This window comes from Streptomyces sp. NPDC001922, assembly GCF_042891165.1.
GTDB lineage: Bacteria > Actinomycetota > Actinomycetes > Streptomycetales > Streptomycetaceae > Streptomyces.
On record NZ_JBIASV010000017.1, the window covers coordinates 20,525 to 44,346 of the forward strand.

Here is a 23,822-nt window from a genome sequence, read left to right on the forward strand (position 1 = left end):
GGGTCGGCGCGGGGGCCGACGGGAGGCGCGGGGGCCGGCGCGGGACGGCATCGTCCGGTGGGCCGGCGCCGGGAGGCGGCCGCCCCGGTTGCAGGACCCGTTCCGGGATGCGGACCCGCTCCGGGCGGGGCTGGCGGATCAGGGGGCCGGACGCACCGGTGAACGCGCGAAGAGAGGCCCGGCACACATGACGTCCGGCGGGAAATCGGGCCGAAATCCCGGCGCATGCGTCCGTCTCGGCGAATGCCTCCGGCAAATCCACGCGGCCATCCGGAGGGTGGTACGGAAGGGTGGTCCGGAAGTGCCGTTCGCGGGTGAGGATGCCCCTTTGTCCCGCACCACGATCCGAGAGGTCCGCTCTCCCGCAACAGTGACCGGAAGTGACCTCAGGGCCTTGACCCGATGGCCCGGCAGTGCGGAACCGGAACGTCTGGGCCGGTCTTCGGGGGCGAAACTCACGGACACCGCCCGCCGCGGCGGAGGAAGGCCCGCACGGGAAAGGCGGCGTGAATGGGCGCGGCCCGCGCCCGTTCGGAAAGACCGTCAGACAGCGGCCTTTTTCAGACGCCGGCGCTCCCGCTCGGACAGGCCGCCCCAGATACCGAACCGCTCGTCGTTGGCCAGGGCGTACTCGAGGCACTCGGAGCGCACCTCGCAGGCGAGACAGACCTTCTTGGCCTCGCGGGTCGACCCGCCCTTTTCCGGGAAGAACGACTCGGGGTCGGTCTGGGCGCACAGTGCACGCTCCTGCCACCCGAGCTCCTCGTCCGCCTCCTCGACCAGCAGTTGCTGGAACAGCTCGGTCATGTGCGCCCCTCGTTTGTCTTTTTTTGCGTCCCCGTGATGCTGCCGTTACCGATCACGGCCGAACGACACGAGTGAAATTACAAGTGTGTGGCTCCGGGCCAGTCAAGCCGAGATCTGCTATTGAGCCCCTTATTCACTCTGCGGAACCAAAGCCGTGCGGAAAGTGTTCAAATCGCCATAAACCACTATCGACGCTCGTTCCATCGCCACTCCCCTTCTCCTTGCAGAGGAGGACGAGAACACGACTCGTTTCGTTGCGATCCGATCACGGAAGCGGAGTGGATCACAGTGCGGTGTCGAGAAGGTAACGGCGCCCAGGGGTGCGACTGATGCCCCGTGTGTCCCGGCAGTTGAGCGCACAAACCTTTCTCCGGAGACAGCAACCGGATGAGGTGAACGATGAGCGGCGAAACGGGCGTCAAGTTGACATCCGGTGGGCGAACCGCTCTCCTTGGGGCATGCCAGTGACGCACGCTCCCCTTGCCCTGGGCACGGGAGACCGCTTCCGGACCCGCCCCCGCGGGTTCCGTTGCGCTGTGCAGGCTCACTGTCGCTGTTCCAGCTGTTGATGCCCCCGCGCTCCAGCCATCTGTGCCCAAGAACTTCTCCCGAGGAACCTTCCGCACATGAACAGCGACGTTTCGATCGCCGGTGACCCGCTCGCCATCCCCCACCTGCTGCCGCCCGTACCCGCGCACCCCTCCACCGTCGCGGAGTTCGCCGGTCTCGCCCGCTCCGTCGCGGCGGACCGCGCGAGCTGGGAACACCTCGTCCGGTACGACGCCACCAGCCGCTGGTACCACCGGCTGCGCACCGGCCCCGGCTACGAGGTGTGGCTGCTCAGCTGGGTGCCCGGCCAGGGCAGTGGACTGCACGACCACGGCAGCTCCTCCGGTGTACTGACCGTCCTGGAGGGCGAGTTGACCGAGCAGTCCGGGCAGGTCCGGCGGACACTCGGCGCGGGCGCCCAGCGGGTCTTCGCGCCCGGCTACGTCCACGAGGTCACCAACGACGCGCTCACCCCGGCCGTCAGCCTGCACGTCTACTTCCCGGGCCTGACCGAGATGACCATGCACAGCGGTCAGTGCTCGGCCCGGGCGGACGAGGCCGTCACCGTCTGACGGGGGGGGCGTCACCGTCCGACGGCTGGGCGGGGCGGCGCGCTCGGCGGGGCGTGGGGCCGTCGGCGATCAGGCCCGTCGCCTGCCTCGGGCATCAAGGGTGCCGGCCTCCGGCCGACAGGCCCACCCGTCACCCGCCACCACCCTCAAAGGACCAGCCTCCGGCCGACAGCCCGCACCCGTCACCCGCCACCACCCTCAAAGGACCAGCCTCCGGCCGACAGCCGCACCCGCCACCACCCACATTCGACCGGCCTTCGGCTGACACACTGTCTTTATGCGCATTGTGGTTCTGGCCGGCGGCATTGGCGGCGCCCGTTTTCTCCGTGGTCTGAAGTCGGCCGCCCCCGACGCGGACATCACCGTCATCGGCAACACCGGTGACGACATCCATCTCTTCGGGCTCAAGGTCTGCCCGGACCTCGACACCGTGATGTACACGCTCGGCGGTGGCATCCACGAGGAACAGGGCTGGGGGCGGGCGGAGGAGTCGTTCGCCGTGAAGGAGGAGCTGGCGGCCTACGGCGTGGGCCCCGAGTGGTTCGGGCTCGGCGACCGGGACTTCGCCACCCACATCGTCCGTACCCAGATGATCGGCGCGGGCTATCCGCTCAGCGCCGTCACCGAGGCGCTGTGCGCCCGCTGGCAGCCCGGCGTCCGGCTGCTGCCGATGTCCGACGACCGGATCGAGACCCACGTCCTCATCGACACGGCGGACCTCGGCGACTCCGCCGAGAACGAGGGCCGGAAGGCCGTGCACTTCCAGGAGTACTGGGTGCGGCTGCGGGCCTCCGTACCGGCCCACGCGGTGGTGCCGGTCGGCGCCGAGCAGGCCAAGCCCGCGCCCGGAGTGCTCGAAGCCATCGCCGAGGCGGACGTGGTGCTGTTCCCGCCGTCCAACCCCGTCGTCAGCATCGGCACCATCCTGGCGGTGCCCGGCGTGCGGGAGGCCATCGCCGAGGCCGGGGTACCGGTCGTCGGGCTCTCCCCGATCGTCGGCGACGCACCCGTGCGGGGCATGGCGGACAAGGTGCTCGCCGCGGTCGGCGTGGAGTCGACCGCCGGCGCCGTCGCCCGGCACTACGGATCCGGGCTGCTGGACGGCTGGCTCGTCGACACCGTCGACGCCGGCGCCGTGGACGAGGTGGAGGCGGCGGGCATCCGCTGCCGGGCCGTCCCGCTGATCATGACCGACACCGAGGCGACGGCCCGGATGGCGAGCGAGGCGCTGGCACTGGCCGCGGAGGTCCGGCCGTGAGCGCCGGCCGGGAGGCGCCGTCGTACACGGTGTGGGCGCTGCCGGGCGTTCCCGAGGTGCAGTCCGGGGACGACCTCGCCAAGCTCATCGCGGACGCGGCCACCGCACCGGGGCTGCCGGGCCTGGCCCACGGCGACGTGCTGCTGGTGACCTCGAAGATCGTCAGCAAGGCCGAGGGCCGCGTCATGGAGGCGGCGGACCGCGAAGCGGCGATCGACGCCGAGGCGGTACGGGTCGTCGCCCGGCGCGGGCCGACCCGGATCGTCGAGACCCGGCATGGCTTCGTCATGGCCGCGGCCGGGGTCGACGCCTCCAACACCCCCGCCGGCACCGTGCTGTTGCTGCCCGAGGACCCGGACGCCTCGGCCCGGCTGATCCGCGCCGGGCTGCGCGACGCGCTCGGGGTCGACATCGGGGTGGTGGTGACCGACACGTTCGGCCGCCCCTGGCGCAACGGGCTGACCGATGTGGCGATCGGCGCCGCCGGGGTGCGGGTCCTCGACGACCTGCGGGGCGGCACCGACGCGTACGGCAATCCGCTCGCCGCGACCGTCGTGGCCACCGCCGACGAACTGGCCGCCGCGGGTGACCTGGTGAAGGGGAAGGCCGACGGGCTGCCCGTCGCCGTGGTCCGCGGGCTGCCGCATGTCGTCCGGGACGCCGACGGCGACGGCGACGAAGGCCGGGGCGAGGAGGGCCGGGTCGGGGGCGACGCGGGTGCGGGCCCGGGTGACGCGGGTTCGGGCGACGCGCGTTCGGGTGACGCGGGCTCGGGCCGGGGTGACGCCGGGGCGCGGGTTCTGGTGCGCAGCGCCGTCGACGACATGTTCCGGCTCGGGACGTCCGAGGCCGTACGGGAGGCCGTGACCCTGCGGCGCACGGTGCGGGAGTTCACGGACGAACCGGTCGACGGAGCGGCGGTGCGGCGCGCCGTGGCCGCCGCGGTGACGGCGCCGGCCCCGCACCACACGACGCCGTGGCGGTTCGTGCTGCTCGAGTCGGCGGAGACTCGGGAGCGGCTGCTCGACGCGATGCGGGACGCGTGGGTGGCGGATCTGCGGGGCGACGGCTTCACGGAGGAGAGCATCGCGAAGCGGGTGCGGCGCGGGGACGTGCTGCGGCGGGCGCCGTATCTGGTGGTGCCGTGCCTGGTCGCCGACGGTGCGCACGCCTACCCGGACACGCGGCGGCAGGGTGCCGAACGCGAGATGTTCGTGGTGGCGGCGGGGGCGGCGGTGCAGAACCTGCTGGTCGCGCTCGCCGGGGAACGGCTCGGCTCGGCGTGGGTGTCGTCGACGATGTTCTGCCGGGACGTCGTCCGCGACGTGCTGGGCCTGCCCGGGGACTGGGATCCCATGGGGGCTGTGGCGGTGGGTCATGCGGCGGGGGTGCCGCGGGAGCGGGGGGAGCGTGGGGTGGAGGGGTTCATCGCCGTGCGGTAGCACCTGCCGGTGGGGGTGCGTCGGCGGGCGGCCGGCTGCGCGTGCAGGGGGCGAGTCCGGGGGGACGGGGTCTGTGCCGCTGCTGGGCTGAGGTTGCTGGGTGTGCGGGCGGGTGCCGGGGCCTCCGGGGTGGGGGGTTCCGGAACGTATATTTGCGGCCCTGGCGGGCCACAAATACACGGCAGCTTCCGGAACCCCCCACCCCTCCGACCCCGTCCCCCTCACGTCCGGTGGGCTCAGGCGGGTACGTATGACAGCGGTGATGGGCCCCGTGCGGGTGTGATGTCGTCGTGCCTTCCGGTGCTCAGGACGGTTCGCCCCGACCGCCCTGTGCAGGGAAGGAAGCGGAGCAGCGGGCCGGAGCGGCCCATCCCGTGCGGTTCGTCCCGATGGCCGCAGCCGACATGCGCAGGCGTATTGGGGGCTGACGTTCGGTGGGCTCAGGCCCCGTTCGGATCGGGTCAGAGGGCGCTGATGTCGTTCGGGGCGAAGCGGGGGGCGCGGCGGGGTGGGGTGTGGCCGGAGAGGAGGATGAGGCGGCATGCGCGGTGGCGCTGGCCCGCGTAGGGGGCCAGGAGTTCCAGCATCGTCGCGTCGTCCGTGCCCCGGCGGCCGGTGAGGGCGTAGCCGACGATCTTCGGTACGTGGAGGTCGCCCACGGTGATCGCGTCGGGCGCGCCGTTGCTGCGCTGGAGGGTCTCCGCGGCCGTCCAGGGGCCGATGCCGGGGATCAGCTGGAGCCGGGCGAGGGCCGCGGGGAGGTCCATGGTCACGGCCTCCTCAAGGCGGCGGGCGACGCGGGCGGCGCGGACGATCGTGGCCGCGCGTTTGCCGTCGACGCCCGCCCGGTGCCACTCCCAGGACGGGAGCATGGCCCAGCCGCGCGCGTCGGGCATCACATGGAGGCCGTCGAGCGGGCCGGGGGCCGGTTCGCCGTGCCGTTGGAGGAGCAGCCGCCAGGCGCGGTACGCCTCGTCGCTGGTGACCTTCTGTTCCAGGACCGACGGGATGAGGGATTCGAGGACCAGCCCGGTGCGGGTGAGCCGCAGGCCGGGGGTGCGGCGGTGCATCTCGTGGACCAGGCGGTGGCGCGGGGTGAACGCCGCCGGGTCGTCGTCGGCGCCGAGCAAGGCGGGGAGGCCGTCGAGCAGCCAGTCGGCGCCCGGGCCCCAGGCCTCGGCCTCGATCTCCCCGGAGTGCCGGCTGAAGCGGAGGGTGCCGGGCCCGGCCGGGGTGCGGCTGGCCCGCCAGACCGAGCCGTCCGGAGTGACGCGGAACGCGGGATCGCCGGGGCCGCGGCCGAGCGGGCCGACCGTGAGTCCCGGATCGAGCGGCCCGGCCGGGCGCCAGCGGCGGGTCGCGGCGGACGCGTGCCGGGGTGTGGGCACCCGCAGCCGGCCGCCGCGGACGGTGGTGCGGGTCAGCCGGTCCTCAGGGGTCACCCTCCGAGGGTAGGCGGCGTCACTGGTCGGAGGAGAAGCGGACCGCTCCCGCCGGGATCTCCGCCTCGCACCAGACCCGGACCCCGTCCCGCAGCTCGTTGTCGGCGCCGATCACCGCGCCGTCGCCGATCACCGCGCCGTCCAGGACGGTGCGGGCGCCGATGCGGGCGCCCGCGCCGATCAGGGAGTTCTGGATCTGTGCGCCCGCGTCCACGACCGCGCCCGCCAGGACGGTGCTGCCGTCGATCCGGGCGCCCTCGCCGATCCGGGCACCGGTGCCGACGACCGTGCCGCCGGTGAGCTTGGCGTCGGCGGCGACCTCGGCTCCTTCGAGGACCAGGCGGTCGCCGCAGCGGCCCGGGACGGCCGGGGAGGGGGCGCGGCCGAGCACGAGGTCGGCGGAGCCCCGGACGAAGGCCTGCGGGGTGCCGAGGTCCAGCCAGTAGGTGGAGTCGACCATGCCCTGGAGGTGGGCTCCGGAGGCAAGCAGGCCGGGGAAGGTCTCCCGTTCGACCGAGACGGGCCGCCCGTCGGGGATGGAGTCGATGACGGAGCGGTTGAAGACGTAGGCGCCCGCGTTGATCTGGTCGGTGACGATCTCCTCGGGCGTCTGCGGCTTCTCCAGGAAGGCGGTGACGCGGCCGTCGGCGTCCGTGGGCACCAGGCCGAACGCCCGCGGGTCCTCGACCCGGGTGAGGTGCAGGGAGACGTCCGCGCCGGAGGTGCGGTGGGTGTCGACCAGGGCGCGGATGTCGAGGCCGGTCAGGATGTCGCCGTTGAAGATGAGCACCGGCTCGTCGGGGCCGGAGTGCAGGCGCGAGGCGACGTTGCGGATGGCGCCGCCGGTGCCGAGCGGCTCGTGCTCGGTGACGTACTCCAGGTGCAGTCCGAGGGACGAGCCGTCACCGAAGTACGGCTCGAACACCTCGGCGAGGTAGGACGTGGCGAGCACCACGTGCTCGACCCCGGCCGCCCGGGCGCGGGCCAACTGGTGGGTGAGGAACGGCACACCGGCTGCCGGGACCATGGGCTTCGGCGTGTGCACCGTCAGCGGGCGGAGCCGCGTGCCCTTGCCGCCGACCAGGAGGATCGCTTCTGTCACCTTGTCTTCTCTGCTTCCTGCCAGGGGTCGGCTGACGGGCCCCCACCGGTTGAGGCCGGCGGCCAGTGTAAGCAGACGCCGACCGGCTGACGTGGACTGACGCTCGGCTCAGCCGAAGTGGACCGGGACGGTCCTCACCGCCCCTGAGCTCTGGCGGCGGTGCTGCGGATCGAGCCCAGCTTGCTGTAGAGGCGGGCTCCGGGGCAGTCGGTGGAGAACCCGTCGCGGTGCCCGGAGATGACGTTGAGCGAGACCTTGGTGCCCTTCTTGTACTTGTTGCCGCCGCCGGACACCAGGGTGACCTTGCCGGCCGGGTTCCTGCCGAACAGGCCGAGCTTCCAGGCGGACAGTGCGGCGACGGACCGCACCGCCGCGGCGGGTGGTGTGACGCCCGAGAAGCTCCCGATGACCGCAATGCCCATCGTGTTGGTGTTGAAACCGAGCGTGTGTGCGCCCATCACGGCTCGGGCCACGCCGCCGGCCCGGCCTTCGTAGATCTTTCCGCACTTGTCGATCGCGAAGTTGTAGCCGAAGTCCCGCCAGCCCAGGCTCTTGACGTGGTAGCGGTAGATGCTGCGGAGCACCGACGGCGCCTGCTTGCAGGTGTAGTTGTTGCCGCTGGCCGTGTGGTGCACGAACGCGGCCTTCACGGTCTTGGTGTAGAGGAAGTTCCGCTCGCGCAGCGACTCGTCCGCACCCCAGCCGTGGCGGGTGACGATGCCGGGCCGCGGACCGATGTGGGCGCGGGTCGCGACGGACCCGTTCGCGCCGGTGACGGCGTCCGGGTCGTCCTCCGGTGTCGTCTCCTGGGCGAGGGCCGGGATCTCGGTGGCGCCCAGCGGGGCCAGTTCGGCGTTGACCGCGGAGGCCGCCGCCTCTTCCGGGGTCTGCTCCGGCGGCCCGGCGGTCCGGCCGGGCCCGGCGGCCGGGGCGTTGTCCGGTGAGACGAGTTCGATGCGCAGCCCGCCGGGCAGCGCGGTCGGGGCGCCCCGGTCGGAGGCGGGCTCGGGCAGCGCCTGGACCTGCACGCCGTCGGAGTCGCCGACCCAGAGCGGGGCGGTGCTGCCGTGCATCCGGCCGCCGTTCCGCTCGGGCGAATCGAGGTCGGGCTGGTCGTCGTTGTGGGTCTGCAGGTCCTGCCAGGAGGACCAGCGGCCGGTGTCCGCGGCGCGGGTGCGGATCCGCACCTGTCCGTGGAAGTCGGCTGCCGGGTCGTCCCAGACGACACCCACCAGGGAGAACGGCCGGACGTCACGCTTCGGGAGGCCCTGCGGGGCGCCGGCGTCCGGGGAGGTGCTCCCGGAGCGGTCGGGGCCGCCCAGCGGACCGAGGGGCAGCGACTGGGTGCTGCCGGGCACATGGGGCTCGGCGGGGGCTGCGGCCGCCGCTCCGGCGGGCGGAGCGAGCGGGAGCGCGAGTGCGGCCGTGCAGGCGACGCCGATGGAAGAAGCAAGGAGTCCACGCATGAACAAAATCGTGGGCATATCCCGACAATCTGTCTATTCGTGATCTGACGGACTGTCTGCCGAACAGGTGAGCTCCGCGGGCCCGTGACCGACTCCTCCCGCTTGCCCGGCCGCGTACCCTTGCGCGGGTGAACGCCACCGATCGCACCCCTGCCGACCTGCTGCGATCCGCGCTCGCCGCGGACCCGGCCCGCCCCCTGGTCACCTTCTACGACGACGCCACCGGCGAACGCGTCGAACTGTCCGTGGCCACCTTCGCCAATTGGGTGGCGAAGACCGCCAACCTGCTCCAGGACGACCTCGGGGCCGAGCCGGGCGACCGGCTCGCGCTGCTGCTCCCCGCCCACTGGCAGACGGCCGTCTGGGTACTCGCCTGCTCCTCCACCGGAGTTGTCGCGGACCTGGGCGGCGACCCCGGAGCCGCCGATCTGGTGGTCAGCGGCCCCGACACCCTCGACCGGGCGCGCGCCTGCCGCGGGGAGCGCGTGGCGCTCGCCCTCCGGCCGCTGGGCGGACGCTTCCCCGAGACCCCGGCGGGCTTCGCCGACTACGCGGTGGAGGTGCCCAGCCAGGGCGACCGCTTCGCCCCGTACGCCCCGGTCGACCCGGACTCCCCCGCGCTGGCCTTCGCGGGCTCCGGCGAACTCACCGGCGCCGGGACGGTCGAGCGGGCGCGGGCCGACGCGGCGGCGCGCGGCCTGACCCCCGTCTCGCGCCAGCTGTCCGGGCTCCCCTACGACAGCTGGGACGGCCTGTCGGCCGGGCTGCTGGCCCCGCTGGCGGCCGGCGGTTCCGTCGTCCTCTGCCGGCATCTCGACCGGCTGCCGCCGGAGGCCCTGGAGCAGCGGCGGGAGAGCGAACGGGTCACCACGACGGCGGGCTGAGCACCGGTCCGGGCCGCCACTCGTCCGGCGCACAGCGGGCCTGGCCTGCCGGGTGCGCCGGCCTCCCGGAGTGATGATGGGCGCGAAAGTGCAGCCGTACGCACAACCAAGCGAGGGGCTCGACCGTCTGCTCCTGTGACCGGCGGGCCCGCGCGGAGCGAAGCCGCCTTACTCCGTGAGGGATGGACGCAGACGTGACCGACAGTGCTGGCACGCCCGAGGGGCCCGAGGACCCCTCCGGGCGCGAGCGGGCGGACGGTGCGCCCCGGGCCGGGGACCCGGCACCGGGCGGCGCGCCGTCCGGCGGCGGCTCCTCGAAGGCCGGTGCCTCGGACGCGGCTGCTGAGGAGGCCCACTCGGAGGACGCGGCACCGGAGGACGCGGCGCCGCAGGACGCGGCGGCGCAGGACGCGGCGGCGCAGGACGCGGCGGCGCAGGACACCGCCCCCTCGGACGGGGCCCTCCCGGACGGTGCCGCCGCGACGGCCTCCTCGACGGGAGACGGCTCGCGGGGTGACGGCGCGCCGGGTGACGGCCCGACGGGAGACGGATCCGGCTCCGCGCCGCACGGCCGATGGCGGCCCTGGCTGCGCCGGACGGCTCTGGTGACGTCGGTGGCGGTCCTGGTGGCGGCCGGCGCGAGCTGGATGATCTACCAGAAGCTCGAAGGCAACATCACCACGGACACCGGCACGGCCGAGGAGCTGAAGCGGTACGAGGCCGAGCGCCCGGCGCCGATGGTGCACGACGCCCGGAACGTCCTGCTCATCGGCTCCGACAACCGGGGCGACGGCAACAGCAAGTACGGCCGGGACAACGGCACGCAGCGCTCGGACACCACGATCCTGCTGCACCTGGCCGCGGACCGGAAGAGCGCCACCGGGGTCAGCATCCCGCGGGACCTGATGGTGGACGTGCCCGCCTGCCGGAAGCCGGACGGCAGCCGCACCAAGCCGCAGTTCGCCCAGTTCAACTCGGCGTTCGAGGTGGCGGGCCCGGCCTGCACGATCCGTACCGTGGAGAACCTCACCGGCATCCGGGTCGACCACCACATGATCGTGGACTTCACCGGGTTCAAGCGGATGGTGAACGCGGTGCACGGGGTGGAGGTCTGCCTCAAGGACCCCGTGGACGACCGGGAGGCCCATCTGAAGCTGCCCGCCGGCCGGCAGAAGCTCAACGGCGAGCAGGCACTCGGCTACGTCCGCGCCCGCTACAGCATCGGCAACGGCAGCGACACCGAGCGGATGGACCGGCAGCAACAGTTCCTCGGCGCCCTGGTGAAGAAGGTGCAGAGCAACGGGGTGCTGCTGAACCCGGCCCGGCTCTACCCGGTGCTGGACGCCGCGACGTCCTCGCTCACCACCGACTCCGGGCTGGACTCGCTGCGGGAGCTGTACGACCTGGCCCGCAGTTTGCGCAAGATCCCGACCGACCGCGTACAGTTCCTCACCGTGCCGCGCCGGGCGTACTCGCTCAACGCGAACCGGGACGAACTCGTCCAGCCGGACGCGGCGCAGCTGTTCAATCTCCTCCGTAACGACCTCCCCGTATCGGTTGCCCCGAAGCGGCGCGAGGCCGGTGCGACCCCGACCCCCCGGCCCGACAACAGACCGGGAACGATGACCGGTGATCAGCGGACGGCGAGCCCCAGCGCCGAGCCGACGGATCCGGCTCCCACCTACCGCGGAACAACAGCGGCGAACGGTATGTGCGGATGAATTCGAGGGGCGTGGAGACCCCGCGCGAAAGGGATTGGGCAGATTGCCCAGTTGTAGGGGAGTGGAATTTGTCACCGGCGTCGCCCGACGCTGAACTGGGCGGATAGTGTGAGCGCCCCGGTGCTGCCCGACCTCTCGTGGGGCAGCCGAGGACGATGGACCGAGCGCCTTGAGGGGGAGGCGCCGCGTGGCACCGACGGAGGATTCAGGCGACCGTGGACGCGCAAGAACGTGGGCGGGCGGGCAATATCGATCCCGCGGACCAGTGGGTGTTCGACCCGGACACCGGTAATTACGAACTGCGACTGGAACCTTCCGCAGAGCAGTCGGCTCCCCCTACGCAGCGCAGAGCGTCCAGAAGGGCCGCCGCCGCGCCGGTCGACGACGACACCCGCCCGCTGCCCACGCAGCGCGGCCGGCGTGCCGCCGGTGCTGGTGCTGGTGCTGGTGCCGGACGCGGTACGCCGCCGCCCGGCAGCAGCCGCCGGAAGCCGAAGGCGAAGCCGTCGGGCAAGAAGCGGGCCATGCACTGGACCGGTGGCGTGATGGCCTTCGTCCTGGTCGCCGGCGGTGCGGGCGCGTACTTCGTGTACGAGCACTTCAACGGCAATCTGAACACGGTCGACGTCGGTGACGCGGGCAGTGGCGACACCATCCCCGACGGGCCGATGAACATCCTCGTCCTCGGCACCGACGTCCGGACCGGCAAGGGCAACGAGGGCTACGGCGACTCGGGCAGTGTCGGCCACGCCGACACCACGATCCTCTTCCACGTGTCGGCGGACCGCTCCAACGCCACGGCGATGAGCATCCCCCGCGACCTGATCACCGACATCCCCGACTGCCCGACCAAGCAGAAGGACGGGTCGACGAAGGTCGTTCCGGGGACGCCGAAGACCCGGTTCAACACCAGCCTCGGGCAGGAGGGGCGCGACCCCGGCTGCACCATGCGGACGGTCAAGAAGCTCACCGGCCTCACGGTCAACCACTTCATGATGGCCGACTTCAACGCGGTGAAGTCCCTGACCAGCGCCGTGGGCGGCGTCGACGTGTGCCTCGGCAAGGACATCGACGACCCGGACTCCCACCTCAAGCTGAACAAGGGCCCGCACACCCTGCAGGGTGAGCAGGCGCTGGCGTTCGTCCGGACCCGCCACTCGGTGGGCACCGGCGGCGACTTGAGCCGGATCGAGCTGCAGCAGCAGTTCCTCAGCTCGATGATCCGCAAGATGAAGTCCAACGAGACGCTCACCGACGGCAGCAAGCTCTGGAAGCTGGCGAACGCGGCCACCAAGGCGCTGACCGTCGACACCGGCATAGGCAGCATCAAGAAACTCAGCGACCTGGGCCAGAATCTGAGCGGGGTCGACACCAAGAACATCACGTTCGCGACCCTGCCGGTCATCGACAACCCGGCCGAGAAGGTCAAGACCACGGTCGTCCTCAACGAGCAGCCCGCGGAGCAGCTCTTCGCGATGATGCGGGCCGACCAGTCGCTGACCGAGGTCAAGAAGAAGGCGAAGGCCAAGGAGGCCGCCAAGCTCAAGGGGCCCAAGGCGGATCCGGCCGACGTGCGCGTCGAGGTGCTCAACGGCGGGGGGCCGTTCGGGGCCGCGCAGGACACCGTCGACTGGATGCAGAACACCGAGGGTGTGCTGAAGTCCAGCAACGGCGGCAACGCCACCGGCACGAAGCTGAAGAAGACCACGCTGGAGTACGCGCCGAACCAGGCCGACCAGGCTCGGCGGCTCGCCGACCTGATGGGCCTGTCGGCGTCGGCTCTGAAGCCGGGCGGCAAGAACGCCGCACCGAGGGCGAACATGACCCTCACGCTCGGCGCCGACTTCAAGGCCGCCGGGACGCCGCTGACCGCGCCGCAGAAGGCACCGGACGGCGTCCAGAAGGTCCACGCGGACAAGCAGGTCTGCGCCAAGTGACACGGCCGCCGCTCGGGCGGGTCGGCACAACCGAATTCATGGGGGAGGCCCGATGCGGCAGAGCAGTGTTCAGGGACCGGGAGCGCAACGCCGCACCTCCGGTGCCGGGACGACGGAGCAGGGCGGGGGCGCGCGCCGGGACGGGGCCGGTCCGGGCGACGTACCGGGGCAGCGCCGGGGCGGCCGGCACCAGGGGGGCGGGCCGCCGGGGCCCGGCGGGAAACGCCGGGTCCTGCGCTGGGTCTCCACCACGCTGGCCGTCCTGATACTCGGGACGGCCGGCGCCGGATACCTCTACTACGAGCACCTCAACGGCAATCTCGACAAGGACGATCTGAACCTCGGCGACAACAAGCTCGACAAGAGCGCACCGAACGCCGCCGGTCAGACGCCGCTCAACATCCTGCTGCTGGGCTCGGACAGCAGGAAGTCCAAGGAGAACGTCAAGCTGGGCGGGGCCCGGGCCGACCGGGACCGCCCGGCGCTCGCCGATGTGCAGATGCTGCTGCACGTCTCGGCCGACCGCAGCAACATGTCGGTGATCAGCGTCCCGCGCGACACCCGGGTGACGATCCCGCGGTGCACCGACAAGAAGGACAGCGACAAGGTCTATCCGGAGACCAGCGACACCATCAACTCCAGCCTGGCGCACGGCGGTCCGGGCTGCACGGTGGCGACCTGGGAGGAGCTCACCGGCATCCCGATCGATCACTTCATGATGATCGACTTCTCGGGTGTGGTGGACATGGCCGACGCGGTCGGCGGCGTCCCGGTCTGCGTGGACAGCAACGTGTACGACGCCAAGTCCGGGCTGCGGCTGAAGAAGGGCGACTCGACCATCAAGGGCGTGCAGGCCCTGCAGTGGCTGCGCACCCGGCACGGCTTCGAGGACGGCAGCGACATCGGCCGGGCCAAGGCCCAGCACCTGTACATGAACTCGATGGTGCGCCAGCTCAAGGCCGGAACGAAGCTCACCGACCCGGACAAGCTCACCGACCTCGCCGAGGCGGCCACCAAGGCACTCACCGTGGACGACGGCCTGGGCACCGTGAAGAAGCTGTACGACCTGGGCAACGACCTCAAGCGGGTGCCGACGAAGCGGATCACCATGGCGACGATGCCCTGGGTCCCCGACGCGCAGAACCCCGCCCATGTCATCCCCAAGCCGGGCGACGCCGACAAGACCTTCTCGCTGATGCGGAACGACGTCGGGCTCGACGGCAAGGACAAGAAGAAGCACGGGCCGAAGAAGAAGCCCGCGCCCAGCGACCCGGCCGCCCCCAAGGGGGAGATCCCGGTCACCGTGCAGAACGGCACCGGCACCGCGGCGCAGATCGCGGTCCGCGGCCGGGCCGCCACGATCGCCGGACAGCTCACCCGGCTCGGCTTCTCCCAGGCCACCACCGACGCGACCCCGAAGTCCCGGGCGGACACCACGGTCTCGTACCCCAAGGCGGACCAGCGCGGTGACGCCCAGGCGGTGGCCGAGGCCCTGGGTCTGCCGGACAGCGCGGTGCGGCCGGCGGCGGAGGTCTCGCAGGTCACCCTGGTCATCGGGGCCGACTGGCGGACCGGCATGGAGTACCCGAAGTCCGGCGGGTCCGAGAAGCCCGGCGACGACAAGGCCCCGGACAGCGCCGACGCGCTGAAGGGCGACGACAAGTCCGCCTGCATGAAGGTGAACCCGGCGAACGTCTGGTGACAGCGGCCGTGCGCAGCAGGGGCCGGACCCGACGGGTCCGGCCCCTGCTGCGCAACGGGTGGCGGTCGGCTATCCGGCGAGCACCGCGGGACGCCGGCTGGCGATGACCTTCCGCGCCAGCGCCCGGGGGCTCGTCAGGAAGCCCCAGCCCCAGGCCATGTGCATGGTGGCCAGCGCGACCGGGATGCGCAGCCGGGCCTTCAGCGGGAGGCCGCGGCCGGCCGGGACCGAGCCCGCCGCGATGGCCGCGAGGTACCCGCCCGGGACCAGGAAGCCCCACGGGGTCAGCGCCGCGCCGACGACGATTCCGGCGGCGATGGCGGTCAGCGCGGTCGGCGGAGCCAGGTAGCGGAGGTTGATCGAGCCCTGGTGGTAGCGGGCCACCACGTGCCGCCAACGGCCGTAGTCCTTGTACTGCTTGCCGAGGGCCCGCACCGACGGCCGCGGCCGGTAGGAGACCTTCAGCTCCGGGGAGAACCAGATCAGCCCGCCGGCCTCGCGGATCCGGAAGTTCAGCTCCCAGTCCTGGGCCCGGATGAACTCCTCGTTGTAGCCGCCCTGCTGCTCCAGCGCCTCCCGGCGGAAGACACCGAGGTACACGGTCTCGGCCGGGCCCGCGGCACCACCGGTGTGGAAGGCCGCGTTGCCGACGCCGATCCTGGAGGTCATGGCCGCGGCGACGGCGTGCTCCCAGTCGTTCTCCCCCTCGGCGTGCATGATGCCGCCGACGTTCTGCGCGCCGGTCTCCTCCAGGAGCCGCACCGCCGTGGCGATGTAGTCCGGGGAGAGCATGCCGTGCCCGTCGACCCGCACCACGACCGGATGCCGGGACGCCTTGATGGCCGCGTTGAGCGCGGCGGGGGTGCGGCCCGTCGGGTTCGGCACGGTGTGCACCCGGGAGTCCTCGGCCACGAGCTGGGCGGCGATCTCGTCCGTCCGGTCCGCCGACGGGCCGAGGGCGATCACCACCTCGAGCTCACCGGCGTACTCCTGCTCCAGGATGTGCCGGACCGCATTGCGCAGATGACGTTCCTCATTGAGCACCGGCATGATCACGGAGACGGCCGGGAGCTTCGCTTCGGGTGCTGCGGGCAACGGTGGGTCCTCGGGGGTACGGGGGCCGCGCCCCCGGAGACTGCAGGTCGGCACTCACGTTACCGCGAATGGCCGACACGCCCGTACGCGGCCGAGTGGCAGGGCGGTCCGCGGGCGGCGTGGGGCCACGGGATGCAGATCGTATGGACCTACCGTGAGTTCGGTCACGCCCCACGCGCCCGCGGAGGTGTCATCTGTGACCGCCCCGGCTCCCCCCACCCAGCCGCACCCCCGCACCGTGCCCCCGCCGCGCCGCCCCCGCTGGGGGGTGCGGCTGGCCATGGCGGGAGCCGCGCTCCTGCTGGCCGGTGCCGGAGCCGGGCACGCGATGGTGACCGGGCTGGACACCGCGATCGGCAGGGTCGATCCCTTCGCGGGCCTCAACGACCGGCCGCGCGGCACCGAGGGGCTGAACTTCCTGGTCGTCGGCACGGACGGGCGGGAGCGGCTCGACCCGGCGACCCGGCGGAAGTACCACCTCGGCGGCGCCCCCTGCCGGTGCACCGACACCATCATGGTGGTGCATCTCTCGGCGGACCGGGACCGCGCGTCCATCGTCAGCATCCCGCGCGACAGCTACGTCCAGCTGCCCGAGCACACCGACCCGGCCACCGGGGAGCAGTTCCCCGCCCACCCGGGGAAGATCAATGCGGCCTACGCCCAGGGCGGTCCCCGGCTCACCGTCCGCACCGTCGAGCAGATGACCGGCATCCACATCGACCACTACCTCGAAGTGGACTTCACCAGCTTCATGCGGACCGTGGACGCCCTCGGCGGGGTGAAGATCTGTGCCGTGCGCCCGATGCGGGACAGCTACACCGGCCTGGACCTGCCGGTCGGGACCCGCAGGCTGAACGGCGGCGAGGCCCTGCAGTACGTGCGCTCCCGGCATGTGGACGGCGCCGCCGACCTCGGCCGGATGCGCCGTCAGCAGCACTTCATGGCCGCGCTGGTGCAGCGCGTCACCAGCGGCGGGGTGCTGATGAACCCGGTGCTGCTCAACAAGGTGGCGGGCACCCTGGTGGGCTCGGTCCGCGCGGACCGGGGGCTCGGCGCGGACGAACTGATGGACCTCGGCCGGGCGATGCGCGGGTTCTCCCCGGCCTCCTCGGAGTTCGTCTCCGTGCCGGTCGCGGACGCCGGGTACCGGGTGCCGGGCCTGGGCTCCACCGTCCGCTGGGACACCGCGAAGGCCACGAAGATCTTCCGCACCCTCCGCGCCGACCGGCCGCTCGCCGTCCGCCACCGGCGGGGCGGCCGCGGCAAGCCGGTCGATGTCGCGCCGCAGCGGATCCGGGTGCAGGTGGAGAACGGCACCGACCGCGCCGGCCTGGGCACCCGGGCGGACACGGCCCTGCGGAAGGCCGGCTTCGTCACCTCCGGTGCCCCCGTGACCGCGGCGGCCCCGGTACGGCGCACCGTCATCGGCTACGACCCGGGCTGGGACCGCTCGGCCCGCGCGCTCGCCACCGCGCTGCCCGGCGCCGAACTGCGGCCGGTGTACGGCCAGGGCCCGGTGATGCGGGTCACGGTCGGACCGGACTTCCGGTCCGTGCAGCGGGTGCGCGTGGCCGGGGCGCTGGACGACGCGGCGCTCACCGGCGACCACATCATGTGCCGCTGAACGTCCCGCTGAGCCGGGCCGCTGAGCCGGGCCCTGCGGACCACCCCGGCGGACGTCCGGTTGCCCGCTGTCGCCCGCCGTCGTGCGTCAGGCGTCGATCGTCAGGCGTCGATCGTCAGGCGTCGTTCTTCAGGCGTCGGTCGCCCGCCGTCAGGCGTCGAAGCCGTCGGCGATCCGCTTCTCGCGGAGCTCCTTGATGGCGCGGCGCCGGGCGAGCCGGTGCGTGCGCCGGATCTGCGCCTCCTGGTAGCGCCGCTTGTCGCGCTCGGACTCCGGGACCACCGGCGGCACCCGCCGCGGCTTGCCGTCCGCGTCCACCGCCGCGAAGACCAGATAGGCACTGCCGACCTGGGAGGCGGGCGTGGACTCGTTCCACCGCTCGGCCATCACCCGGACCCCGACCTCCATGGAGGACCGGCCGGTCCAGTTGACCTGGGCCTTCACATGCACCAGGTCGCCGACCCGGACGGGCTCCAGAAAGACCATCTCGTCCATGGACGCCGTGACCGCCGGCCCGCCGGAGTGCCGCCCGGCGACGGCGCCCGCCGCGTCGTCGACCAGCTTCATGATCACGCCGCCGTGGACGGTGCCGAGGAGGTTGGTGTCACTGCCGGTCATGATGTGTGACAGCGTGGTACGGGAGGCTGCGGTGGGCTTGCCCGGAATCTCGCCCTCCGGGGCTTGGGCCTGGTCAGTCATGCCGTCCACCATATGCGGGGAAACACCCCGCCCCCGCCTTCCCCTCTTTGCATCAGATCTGCTACAGGCCAGGTGCGATTCGCCACTCACCCTGTAAGAGGGTCCCCCCGGGCAGGCACACTTCTGCCTATGAATGATTGGCCTGAGGGATGGACCGGCGACAGCAGGGACAGGTACGGACGCGGCAGTGGGAGCTCGCGTCCCGAGTCCGCCCGCGCCATGCGCCATGTGCAGCGCGGCGGTGGCGGCTACGGCGGCGGGCAGCACGCGGAGCCGCCGCTTCCGCCGCATCTGTCGCCGCAACACGGCTCCGTCCCGGGCCAACGGGGCCCTGACGACTACGCGGAGTACGACAACGGTTACAACACCGGCCAGGTCTACGGCGGCGGGCGCGGGGGCCGGGCCGGCGGGGATCCGTACGGCCGCCCGGCGCCGGACTGGCGCCGCCGGATCAAGATAGGCGCGATCACCCTGGTCGTCGCGCTGCTGGCGGTCTCGATCGGCACCTACTTCTGGGCCGACTCCAAGCTCCAGCGGCGGGTCGACCTCAGCAAGGTGATCGAGCGCCCGGAGACCGGCGAGGGCACCAACTACCTGATCGTCGGCTCGGACAGCCGTGAGGGCATGACCGCCGCGGACAAGAAGCGGCTGCACACCGGGTCGGCGAACGGCAAGCGCACCGACTCGATGATGATCCTGCACGTCGGCAGCAGCGGGAACACCATGATCTCGCTGCCCCGCGACTCGGACGTGGAGATCCCGTCCTACCGCGGCTCGGACTCCGGCAAGCTCTTCCCGGGCCAGGGCCGGCACACCAAGCTCAACGCCTCCTACGCCGAGGACGGCCCGCAGCTGCTGGTCCGCACCGTCGAGTCCAACACCGGTCTGCACATCGACCACTACGCGGAGATCGGCTTCGGCGGCTTCGCCAAGATCGTGGACGCGGTCGGCGGCGTCGAGATGAACATCCCCAAGGGCTTCAAGGACGAGAAGTCGGGCGCGGACTTCAAGTCGGGCAAGCAGACGCTCGACGGCCAGCAGTCGCTCGCCTTCGTCCGGACCCGCTACGCCCTGCCGGGCAGCGACCTCGACCGGACGAAGAACCAGCAGAAGTTCCTCTCCGCGCTGGCGAGCCAGACCGCGACCCCGTCGACGGTGCTCAACCCGTTCCGGCTCTACCCGACGATGGGCGCGGGCCTGGACACCCTGGTGGTCGACAAGGACATGGGCCTGTTCGACCTGTCCGAGATGTTCTTCGCGATGAAGAGCGTCTCCGGCGGCGAGGGCAAGCAGATGAACATGCCGACCTCCGGCAGCGTCGGCGGCAACCTCCAGTGGGACAAGGCCAAGGTCAGGCAGCTGGTGAGCCAGCTCAAGAACGACGAGAAGGTCACCGTCTCCAGCGACTGACCGTCCCGCCGCACACCGTTCCTCGTACGCAGAAGGGCCCCACCGGTCGGTGGAGCCCTTCTGCGTATGCCGGCTCTGCGTATGCCGGCTCTGGGTACGCCGGCGTGCCGGGGGCTACGGCAGGTTGCGCGCCATGACGATGCGCTGGACCTGGTTGGTGCCCTCGTAGATCTGGGTGATCTTGGCGTCGCGCATCATGCGCTCCACCGGGTAGTCACGGGTGTAGCCGTAGCCGCCGAGCAGCTGCACGGCGTCCGTGGTGACCTCCATGGCGACATCCGAGGCGAAGCACTTGGCGGCGGCGCCCTGGAAGGTGAGGTCGCTGTCGCCGCGCTCGGACTTGGCGGCGGCCGCGTAGGTGAGCTGGCGGGCGGCCTCGACCTTCATGGCCATGTCGGCGAGCATGAACTGCACGCCCTGGAAGTCGGCGATCGGCTTGCCGAACTGCTTGCGCTCCTGGACGTAGCCCTTGGCGTAGTCCAGGGCACCCTGGGCGACACCGAGCGCCTGCGCCGCGATCGTGATGCGGGTGTGGTCGAGCGTCTTCATCGCGGTGGCGAAGCCGGTGCCCTCGGCGCCGATCATGCGGTCGGCCGGGATCCGGACGTTGTCCAGGTAGACCTCGCGGGTCGGCGAGCCCTTGATGCCGAGCTTCTTCTCCGGGGCGCCGAACGAGACACCCTCGTCCGACTTCTCGACGACGAAGGCCGAGATGCCCTTGGTGCGCTTCTCCGGGTCCGTCACGGCCATGACCGTGTAGTACTCGCTGACGCCCGCGTTGGTGATCCAGCGCTTCACACCGTTGAGGATGTAGTGGTCGCCGTCCCGGACCGCCTTGGTCTTCATGCCGCCGGCGTCGGAGCCGGCGTCCGGCTCGGAGAGGCAGTAGGAGAACATCGCGTCGCCCTTGGCGAGCGGGCCCAGGTACTTCTTCTTCAGCTCCTCGGAGCCGGAGAGGATGACCGGCAGCGAGCCCAGCTTGTTGACCGCCGGTATCAGGGAGGAGGAGCAGCAGACGCGCGCCACCTCCTCGATGACGAGCACGGTCGCCAGGGCGTCGGCGCCCGCGCCGCCGTAGGACTCGGGCACGTGCACGGCGTGCAGGTCCGAGGCCACCAGGGCGTCGAGGGCCTCCTGCGGGAAGCGGCCCTCCTCGTCGACCTCGGCGGCGAACGGCGCGATCTTCGCCTCGGCGAGCGCGCGCACCGTGTCCCGGAGCATGTCGTGCTCCTCGGACGGCCGGTAGAGGTCAAAGTCGTTCGCTGTGCTCCCCGAGGGCGCCACGGGTCCTCACTCCCAAATGCTAACTACCGTTAAGTAACCCGAGTCTAGGGGCGATGCCCCATCCGGGCATACGTGAGCTTGCCGACAGCGGGCCCCATGCCCGGTCCGCGGCCCGACTATGCTCGGGCGCGCAGTCCAGACCGTTCGACCACGGAGCGATACATGGCCCCGAAGATCACTGTGATCGGCACCGGATACCTCGGTGCCACCCACGCCGCCGCCATGGCCGAGCTGGGCTTCGAGGTGCTGGGTCTGGACGTGGTCCCCGAGAAGATCGAGATGCTCGCGGCGGGCCGGGTGCCGATGTACGAGCCGGGGCTGGAGGAGCTGCTGCGCAAGCACGTCGCGGGGCACGAGGGCTCCACCGGGCGGCTGCGCTTCACCACCTCCTACGCCGAGGCCGGCGAGTTCGGCGACATCCACTTCGTCTGTGTGAACACTCCGCAGAAGCACGGCGAGTACGCGTGTGACATGAGCTACGTGGACAGCGCCTTCGAGTCGCTGGCCCCGCATCTGACCCGGCCGGCGCTGGTGGTCGGCAAGTCCACCGTGCCGGTCGGCAGCGCGGAGCGGCTGGCGGCGCGGCTGGCGGAGCTGGCCCCGGTCGGGGCCGACGCCGAGCTGGCCTGGAACCCGGAGTTCCTCCGCGAGGGGTTCGCCGTCCGGGACACCCTGCACCCCGACCGGATCGTCGTCGGAGTGGCCGGCGAGCGCGCGGAGAAGCAGCTGCGCGAGGTGTACGCGGCCCCCATCGGCGAGGGCTCGCCGTTCGTCGTCACCGACTTCCCGACCGCCGAGCTGGTCAAGACCTCCGCCAACTCCTTCCTGGCCACCAAGATCTCGTTCATCAACGCGATGGCCGAGGTGTGCGAGGCGGGCGAGGGCGATGTGGTGAAGCTCGCGGAGGCCATCGGCCACGACGAGCGCATCGGGAAGAAGTTCCTCCGGGCCGGTATCGGCTTCGGCGGCGGCTGCCTGCCCAAGGACATCCGGGCGTTCATGGCCCGCGCCGGTGAGCTGGGCGCGGACCAGGCGCTGACCTTCCTCCGCGAGGTCGACTCGATCAACATGCGCAGCCGGGCGCGGATGGTGGAGCTGGCCCGCGAGGCGGTGGGCGACAGCTTCCTGGGCAAGCGGGTGGCCGTGCTGGGCGCGGCGTTCAAGCCCGACTCGGACGACGTGCGGGACTCCCCCGCGCTCAACGTCGCCGGTCAGATCCACCTCCAGGGCGGCCAGGTCACCATCTACGACCCCAAGGGCATGGAGAACGCCCGCCGGCTGTTCCCGACCCTGGGCTACGCGCCGACCGCGCTGGACGCGGCCCGCGGCGCGGATGTGGTGCTGCACCTCACCGAGTGGCAGGAGTTCCGCGAGCTCGACCCGGCGGCGCTGGGCGAGGTCGTCGCGGAGCGGCGGATGCTGGACGGGCGGAACGCGCTGGACCCGGAGCGCTGGCGCGAGGCGGGCTGGACGTACCGGGCGCTGGGGCGGCCCCGCGCCTGACCCCGCCGTGCCGGGCACACCGGCACCGCGGCCCTCCTGAAGGGACGGACCTCGGAAGGCCCGCCCGCCCCGGAACGCCGGGGCGGGCGGGCCTTCCGCCGTCTCAGGTGCGGGCGTCGACGGCCGCGCCGTCGAGCTCCTCGATGGTCGCGTTCGACGGGCCGCGGCGCGGATCCGCCCGGATCCCGCGCGCCACGTCCTCCGCGGACCGCAGCGTGCGGACGGCGTTCTGCCAGGTCAGCTTGGCCACGTCGGCCGACGACCAGCCGCGCCGCAGCAGTTCGGCGACCAGGTTCGGGTAACCCGCCACATCGTCCAGCCCGGACGGCGTGAAGGCGCTGCCGTCGAAGTCGCCGCCGATGCCGATGTGGTCGATCCCCGCGACCTCGCGCATGTGGTCGAGGTGGTCGGCGACGGTGGCCGCGGTGGCGACCGGCCGCGGGCGGACCGCCTCGAAGGCCCGCTGCACCGTCATCCCGGGCTCGGTGGTGTCCAGCGGGTGCAGACCGTGGGCACGCATGTTCTCGTCGGCGGCCAGCGTCCACTCGATGGCCGCGGGCAGGATGAACTTCGGTACGAACGTGACCATGGCGATGCCGCCGTTGGCGGGCAGCAGCGCCAGCACGTCGTCCGGGATGTTGCGCGGATGGTCGCAGACGGCGCGCGCCGAGGAGTGCGAGAAGACCACGGGTGCCTCGGAGACGCGCAGCGCGTCCCGCATCGTGCCGGCCGAGACGTGCGAGAGGTCGACGAGCATGCCCGTGCGGTTCATCTCCCGGACGACCTCCTCGCCGAACCGGCTGAGGCCGCCCAGCCGCGGCTCGTCGGTCGCCGAGTCCGCCCACGGGATGTTGTCGTTGTGGGTGAGCGTCATGTAGCGGACGCCCAGCTCGTACAGGGCGCGCAGGGTGGCCAGCGAGCAGTTGATGCTGTGGCCGCCCTCGGCGCCCATCAGGGAGGCGATCCGGCCCTCGGCGCGGGCGGCCTCCATGTCGTCGGCGGTCAGCGCCCGGCGCAGGTCGGCCGGGTAGCGGTCGATCAGCCGGCCCACCACGTCGATCTGTTCGAGGGTGGCGCTGACGGCCGCGTCGCCGCTCAGGTCGGCGGGGACGTACACCGACCAGAACTGCGCGCCGACGCCGCCCGCCCGCAGCCGCGGGATATCGGTGTGGAGGTGGGCGCTCTGGTCGGTGGCGATGTCCCGCCGGTCGAGGTCGTAGCGGACCTGCGCCCGCAGGGCCCAGGGCAGGTCGTTGTGTCCGTCGACGACGGGGTGGGCGGCCAGGAGCTCCCCGGCCGCGGCGAGATGATCGGTCACGGTCTCC

Annotated in this window: 18 protein-coding genes; 10 read left to right on the plus strand and 8 right to left on the minus strand. The window is 72.1% G+C overall.

From position 1 onward, the window contains the following. Positions 1–543 precede the first annotated feature (543 nt). Positions 544–807 (minus strand): WhiB family transcriptional regulator, encoded by a 264-nt coding sequence (locus tag ACFYYR_RS28090; protein WP_004952403.1) that lies wholly within the window; start codon positions 805–807, stop codon positions 544–546. Positions 808–1,433: 626 nt separating this feature from the next. Here ACFYYR_RS28090 and ACFYYR_RS28095 point away from each other — a divergent pair. The 3 genes from ACFYYR_RS28095 (at position 1,434) to ACFYYR_RS28105 (ending at position 4,628) form a co-directional block, all read left to right on the plus strand. Next, positions 1,434–1,928, plus strand: coding sequence for a cysteine dioxygenase (locus ACFYYR_RS28095; RefSeq protein WP_388859411.1), 495 nt, complete (start codon positions 1,434–1,436; stop codon positions 1,926–1,928). Between the two features lie 277 nt (positions 1,929–2,205). Then, on the plus strand, positions 2,206–3,186 hold the full coding sequence (cofD, locus tag ACFYYR_RS28100; RefSeq protein WP_388859414.1) for a 2-phospho-L-lactate transferase: 981 nt from the start codon (positions 2,206–2,208) through the stop codon (positions 3,184–3,186). Further along, positions 3,183–4,628: a coenzyme F420-0:L-glutamate ligase gene (locus tag ACFYYR_RS28105; protein WP_388859417.1), complete on the plus strand. Its 1,446-nt coding sequence runs from the start codon at positions 3,183–3,185 to the stop codon at positions 4,626–4,628. The genes cofD and ACFYYR_RS28105 overlap by 4 nt, the downstream gene beginning before the upstream one ends. A 461-nt stretch (positions 4,629–5,089) precedes the next feature. Here the strand turns inward: ACFYYR_RS28105 and ACFYYR_RS28110 are convergent, their stop codons facing one another. From ACFYYR_RS28110 to ACFYYR_RS28120, 3 genes are all read right to left on the minus strand, one after another. Then, positions 5,090–6,022, minus strand: coding sequence for a DNA-3-methyladenine glycosylase family protein (locus ACFYYR_RS28110; RefSeq protein WP_388859840.1), 933 nt, complete (start codon positions 6,020–6,022; stop codon positions 5,090–5,092). 67 nt (positions 6,023–6,089) lie between these two features. Then, positions 6,090–7,172: a sugar phosphate nucleotidyltransferase gene (locus ACFYYR_RS28115; protein ID WP_388859420.1), complete on the minus strand. Its 1,083-nt coding sequence runs from the start codon at positions 7,170–7,172 to the stop codon at positions 6,090–6,092. 134 nt (positions 7,173–7,306) lie between these two features. Beyond that, entirely contained in the window at positions 7,307–8,638 is a 1,332-nt protein-coding gene (locus tag ACFYYR_RS28120) for an N-acetylmuramoyl-L-alanine amidase (protein ID WP_388859423.1), read from the minus strand. A 128-nt stretch (positions 8,639–8,766) separates the two neighbouring features. Here ACFYYR_RS28120 and ACFYYR_RS28125 point away from each other — a divergent pair, with 128 nt between their 5' ends. The 4 genes from ACFYYR_RS28125 to ACFYYR_RS28140 all read left to right on the plus strand — a co-directional run bounded on the left by ACFYYR_RS28125 (position 8,767) and on the right by ACFYYR_RS28140 (position 14,882). Beyond that, the gene (locus ACFYYR_RS28125) at positions 8,767–9,522 is read left to right on the plus strand and encodes a TIGR03089 family protein (RefSeq protein ID WP_388859426.1); all 756 of its coding nucleotides are present in this window, start codon (positions 8,767–8,769) and stop codon (positions 9,520–9,522) included. 194 nt (positions 9,523–9,716) lie between these two features. After that, positions 9,717–11,243, plus strand: coding sequence for an LCP family protein (locus ACFYYR_RS28130; RefSeq protein WP_388859429.1), 1,527 nt, complete (start codon positions 9,717–9,719; stop codon positions 11,241–11,243). 215 nt (positions 11,244–11,458) lie between these two features. Then, a complete protein-coding gene (locus ACFYYR_RS28135) occupies positions 11,459–13,180 on the plus strand; it encodes an LCP family protein (RefSeq protein WP_388859432.1) in 1,722 nt (573 codons plus the stop codon). 52 nt (positions 13,181–13,232) lie between these two features. Continuing rightward, entirely contained in the window at positions 13,233–14,882 is a 1,650-nt protein-coding gene (locus ACFYYR_RS28140; protein ID WP_388859435.1) for an LCP family protein, read from the plus strand. Between the two features lie 69 nt (positions 14,883–14,951). Here ACFYYR_RS28140 and ACFYYR_RS28145 read toward each other — a convergent pair whose 3' ends face one another. Then, positions 14,952–15,977, minus strand: a complete 1,026-nt coding sequence (locus tag ACFYYR_RS28145; protein WP_388859438.1) for a glycosyltransferase family 2 protein — start codon at positions 15,975–15,977, stop codon at positions 14,952–14,954. 196 nt (positions 15,978–16,173) lie between these two features. Between ACFYYR_RS28145 and ACFYYR_RS28150 the strand changes: the two genes are divergently transcribed. After that, complete coding sequence (locus tag ACFYYR_RS28150) at positions 16,174–17,601, plus strand: LCP family protein (RefSeq protein WP_388859441.1); 1,428 nt, start codon at positions 16,174–16,176, stop codon at positions 17,599–17,601. Positions 17,602–17,751: 150 nt separating this feature from the next. Here the strand turns inward: ACFYYR_RS28150 and ACFYYR_RS28155 are convergent, their stop codons facing one another. Continuing rightward, positions 17,752–18,300: an acyl-CoA thioesterase gene (locus tag ACFYYR_RS28155; protein ID WP_388859444.1), complete on the minus strand. Its 549-nt coding sequence runs from the start codon at positions 18,298–18,300 to the stop codon at positions 17,752–17,754. Positions 18,301–18,429: 129 nt separating this feature from the next. Between ACFYYR_RS28155 and ACFYYR_RS28160 the strand changes: the two genes are divergently transcribed. Beyond that, a complete protein-coding gene (locus tag ACFYYR_RS28160; protein ID WP_388859447.1) occupies positions 18,430–19,710 on the plus strand; it encodes an LCP family protein in 1,281 nt (426 codons plus the stop codon). A gap of 114 nt (positions 19,711–19,824) precedes the next feature. Here the strand turns inward: ACFYYR_RS28160 and ACFYYR_RS28165 are convergent, their stop codons facing one another. Further along, positions 19,825–20,994 (minus strand): acyl-CoA dehydrogenase, encoded by a 1,170-nt coding sequence (locus ACFYYR_RS28165; protein WP_388859450.1) that lies wholly within the window; start codon positions 20,992–20,994, stop codon positions 19,825–19,827. A gap of 162 nt (positions 20,995–21,156) precedes the next feature. Between ACFYYR_RS28165 and ACFYYR_RS28170 the strand changes: the two genes are divergently transcribed. After that, complete coding sequence (locus tag ACFYYR_RS28170) at positions 21,157–22,497, plus strand: UDP-glucose dehydrogenase family protein (RefSeq protein ID WP_388859453.1); 1,341 nt, start codon at positions 21,157–21,159, stop codon at positions 22,495–22,497. A gap of 103 nt (positions 22,498–22,600) precedes the next feature. On the opposite strand, the gene ACFYYR_RS28175 is transcribed toward ACFYYR_RS28170, so the two are convergent. Further along, positions 22,601–23,815, minus strand: coding sequence for a dipeptidase (locus tag ACFYYR_RS28175; protein WP_388859456.1), 1,215 nt, complete (start codon positions 23,813–23,815; stop codon positions 22,601–22,603). Positions 23,816–23,822 lie beyond the last annotated feature (7 nt).

Coding starts and splice junctions, on each gene's coding strand:
- ACFYYR_RS28090 (WP_004952403.1), bottom strand. CDS start 807: ATGACCGAGCTGTTCCAGCAACTGCTGGTCGAGGAGGCGGACGAGGAG.
- ACFYYR_RS28095 (WP_388859411.1), top strand. CDS start 1,434: ATGAACAGCGACGTTTCGATCGCCGGTGACCCGCTCGCCATCCCCCAC.
- cofD (WP_388859414.1), top strand. CDS start 2,206: ATGCGCATTGTGGTTCTGGCCGGCGGCATTGGCGGCGCCCGTTTTCTC.
- ACFYYR_RS28120 (WP_388859423.1), bottom strand. CDS start 8,638: ATGCGTGGACTCCTTGCTTCTTCCATCGGCGTCGCCTGCACGGCCGCA.
- ACFYYR_RS28140 (WP_388859435.1), top strand. CDS start 13,233: ATGCGGCAGAGCAGTGTTCAGGGACCGGGAGCGCAACGCCGCACCTCC.
- ACFYYR_RS28155 (WP_388859444.1), bottom strand. CDS start 18,300: ATGACTGACCAGGCCCAAGCCCCGGAGGGCGAGATTCCGGGCAAGCCC.
- ACFYYR_RS28160 (WP_388859447.1), top strand. CDS start 18,430: ATGAATGATTGGCCTGAGGGATGGACCGGCGACAGCAGGGACAGGTAC.
- ACFYYR_RS28170 (WP_388859453.1), top strand. CDS start 21,157: ATGGCCCCGAAGATCACTGTGATCGGCACCGGATACCTCGGTGCCACC.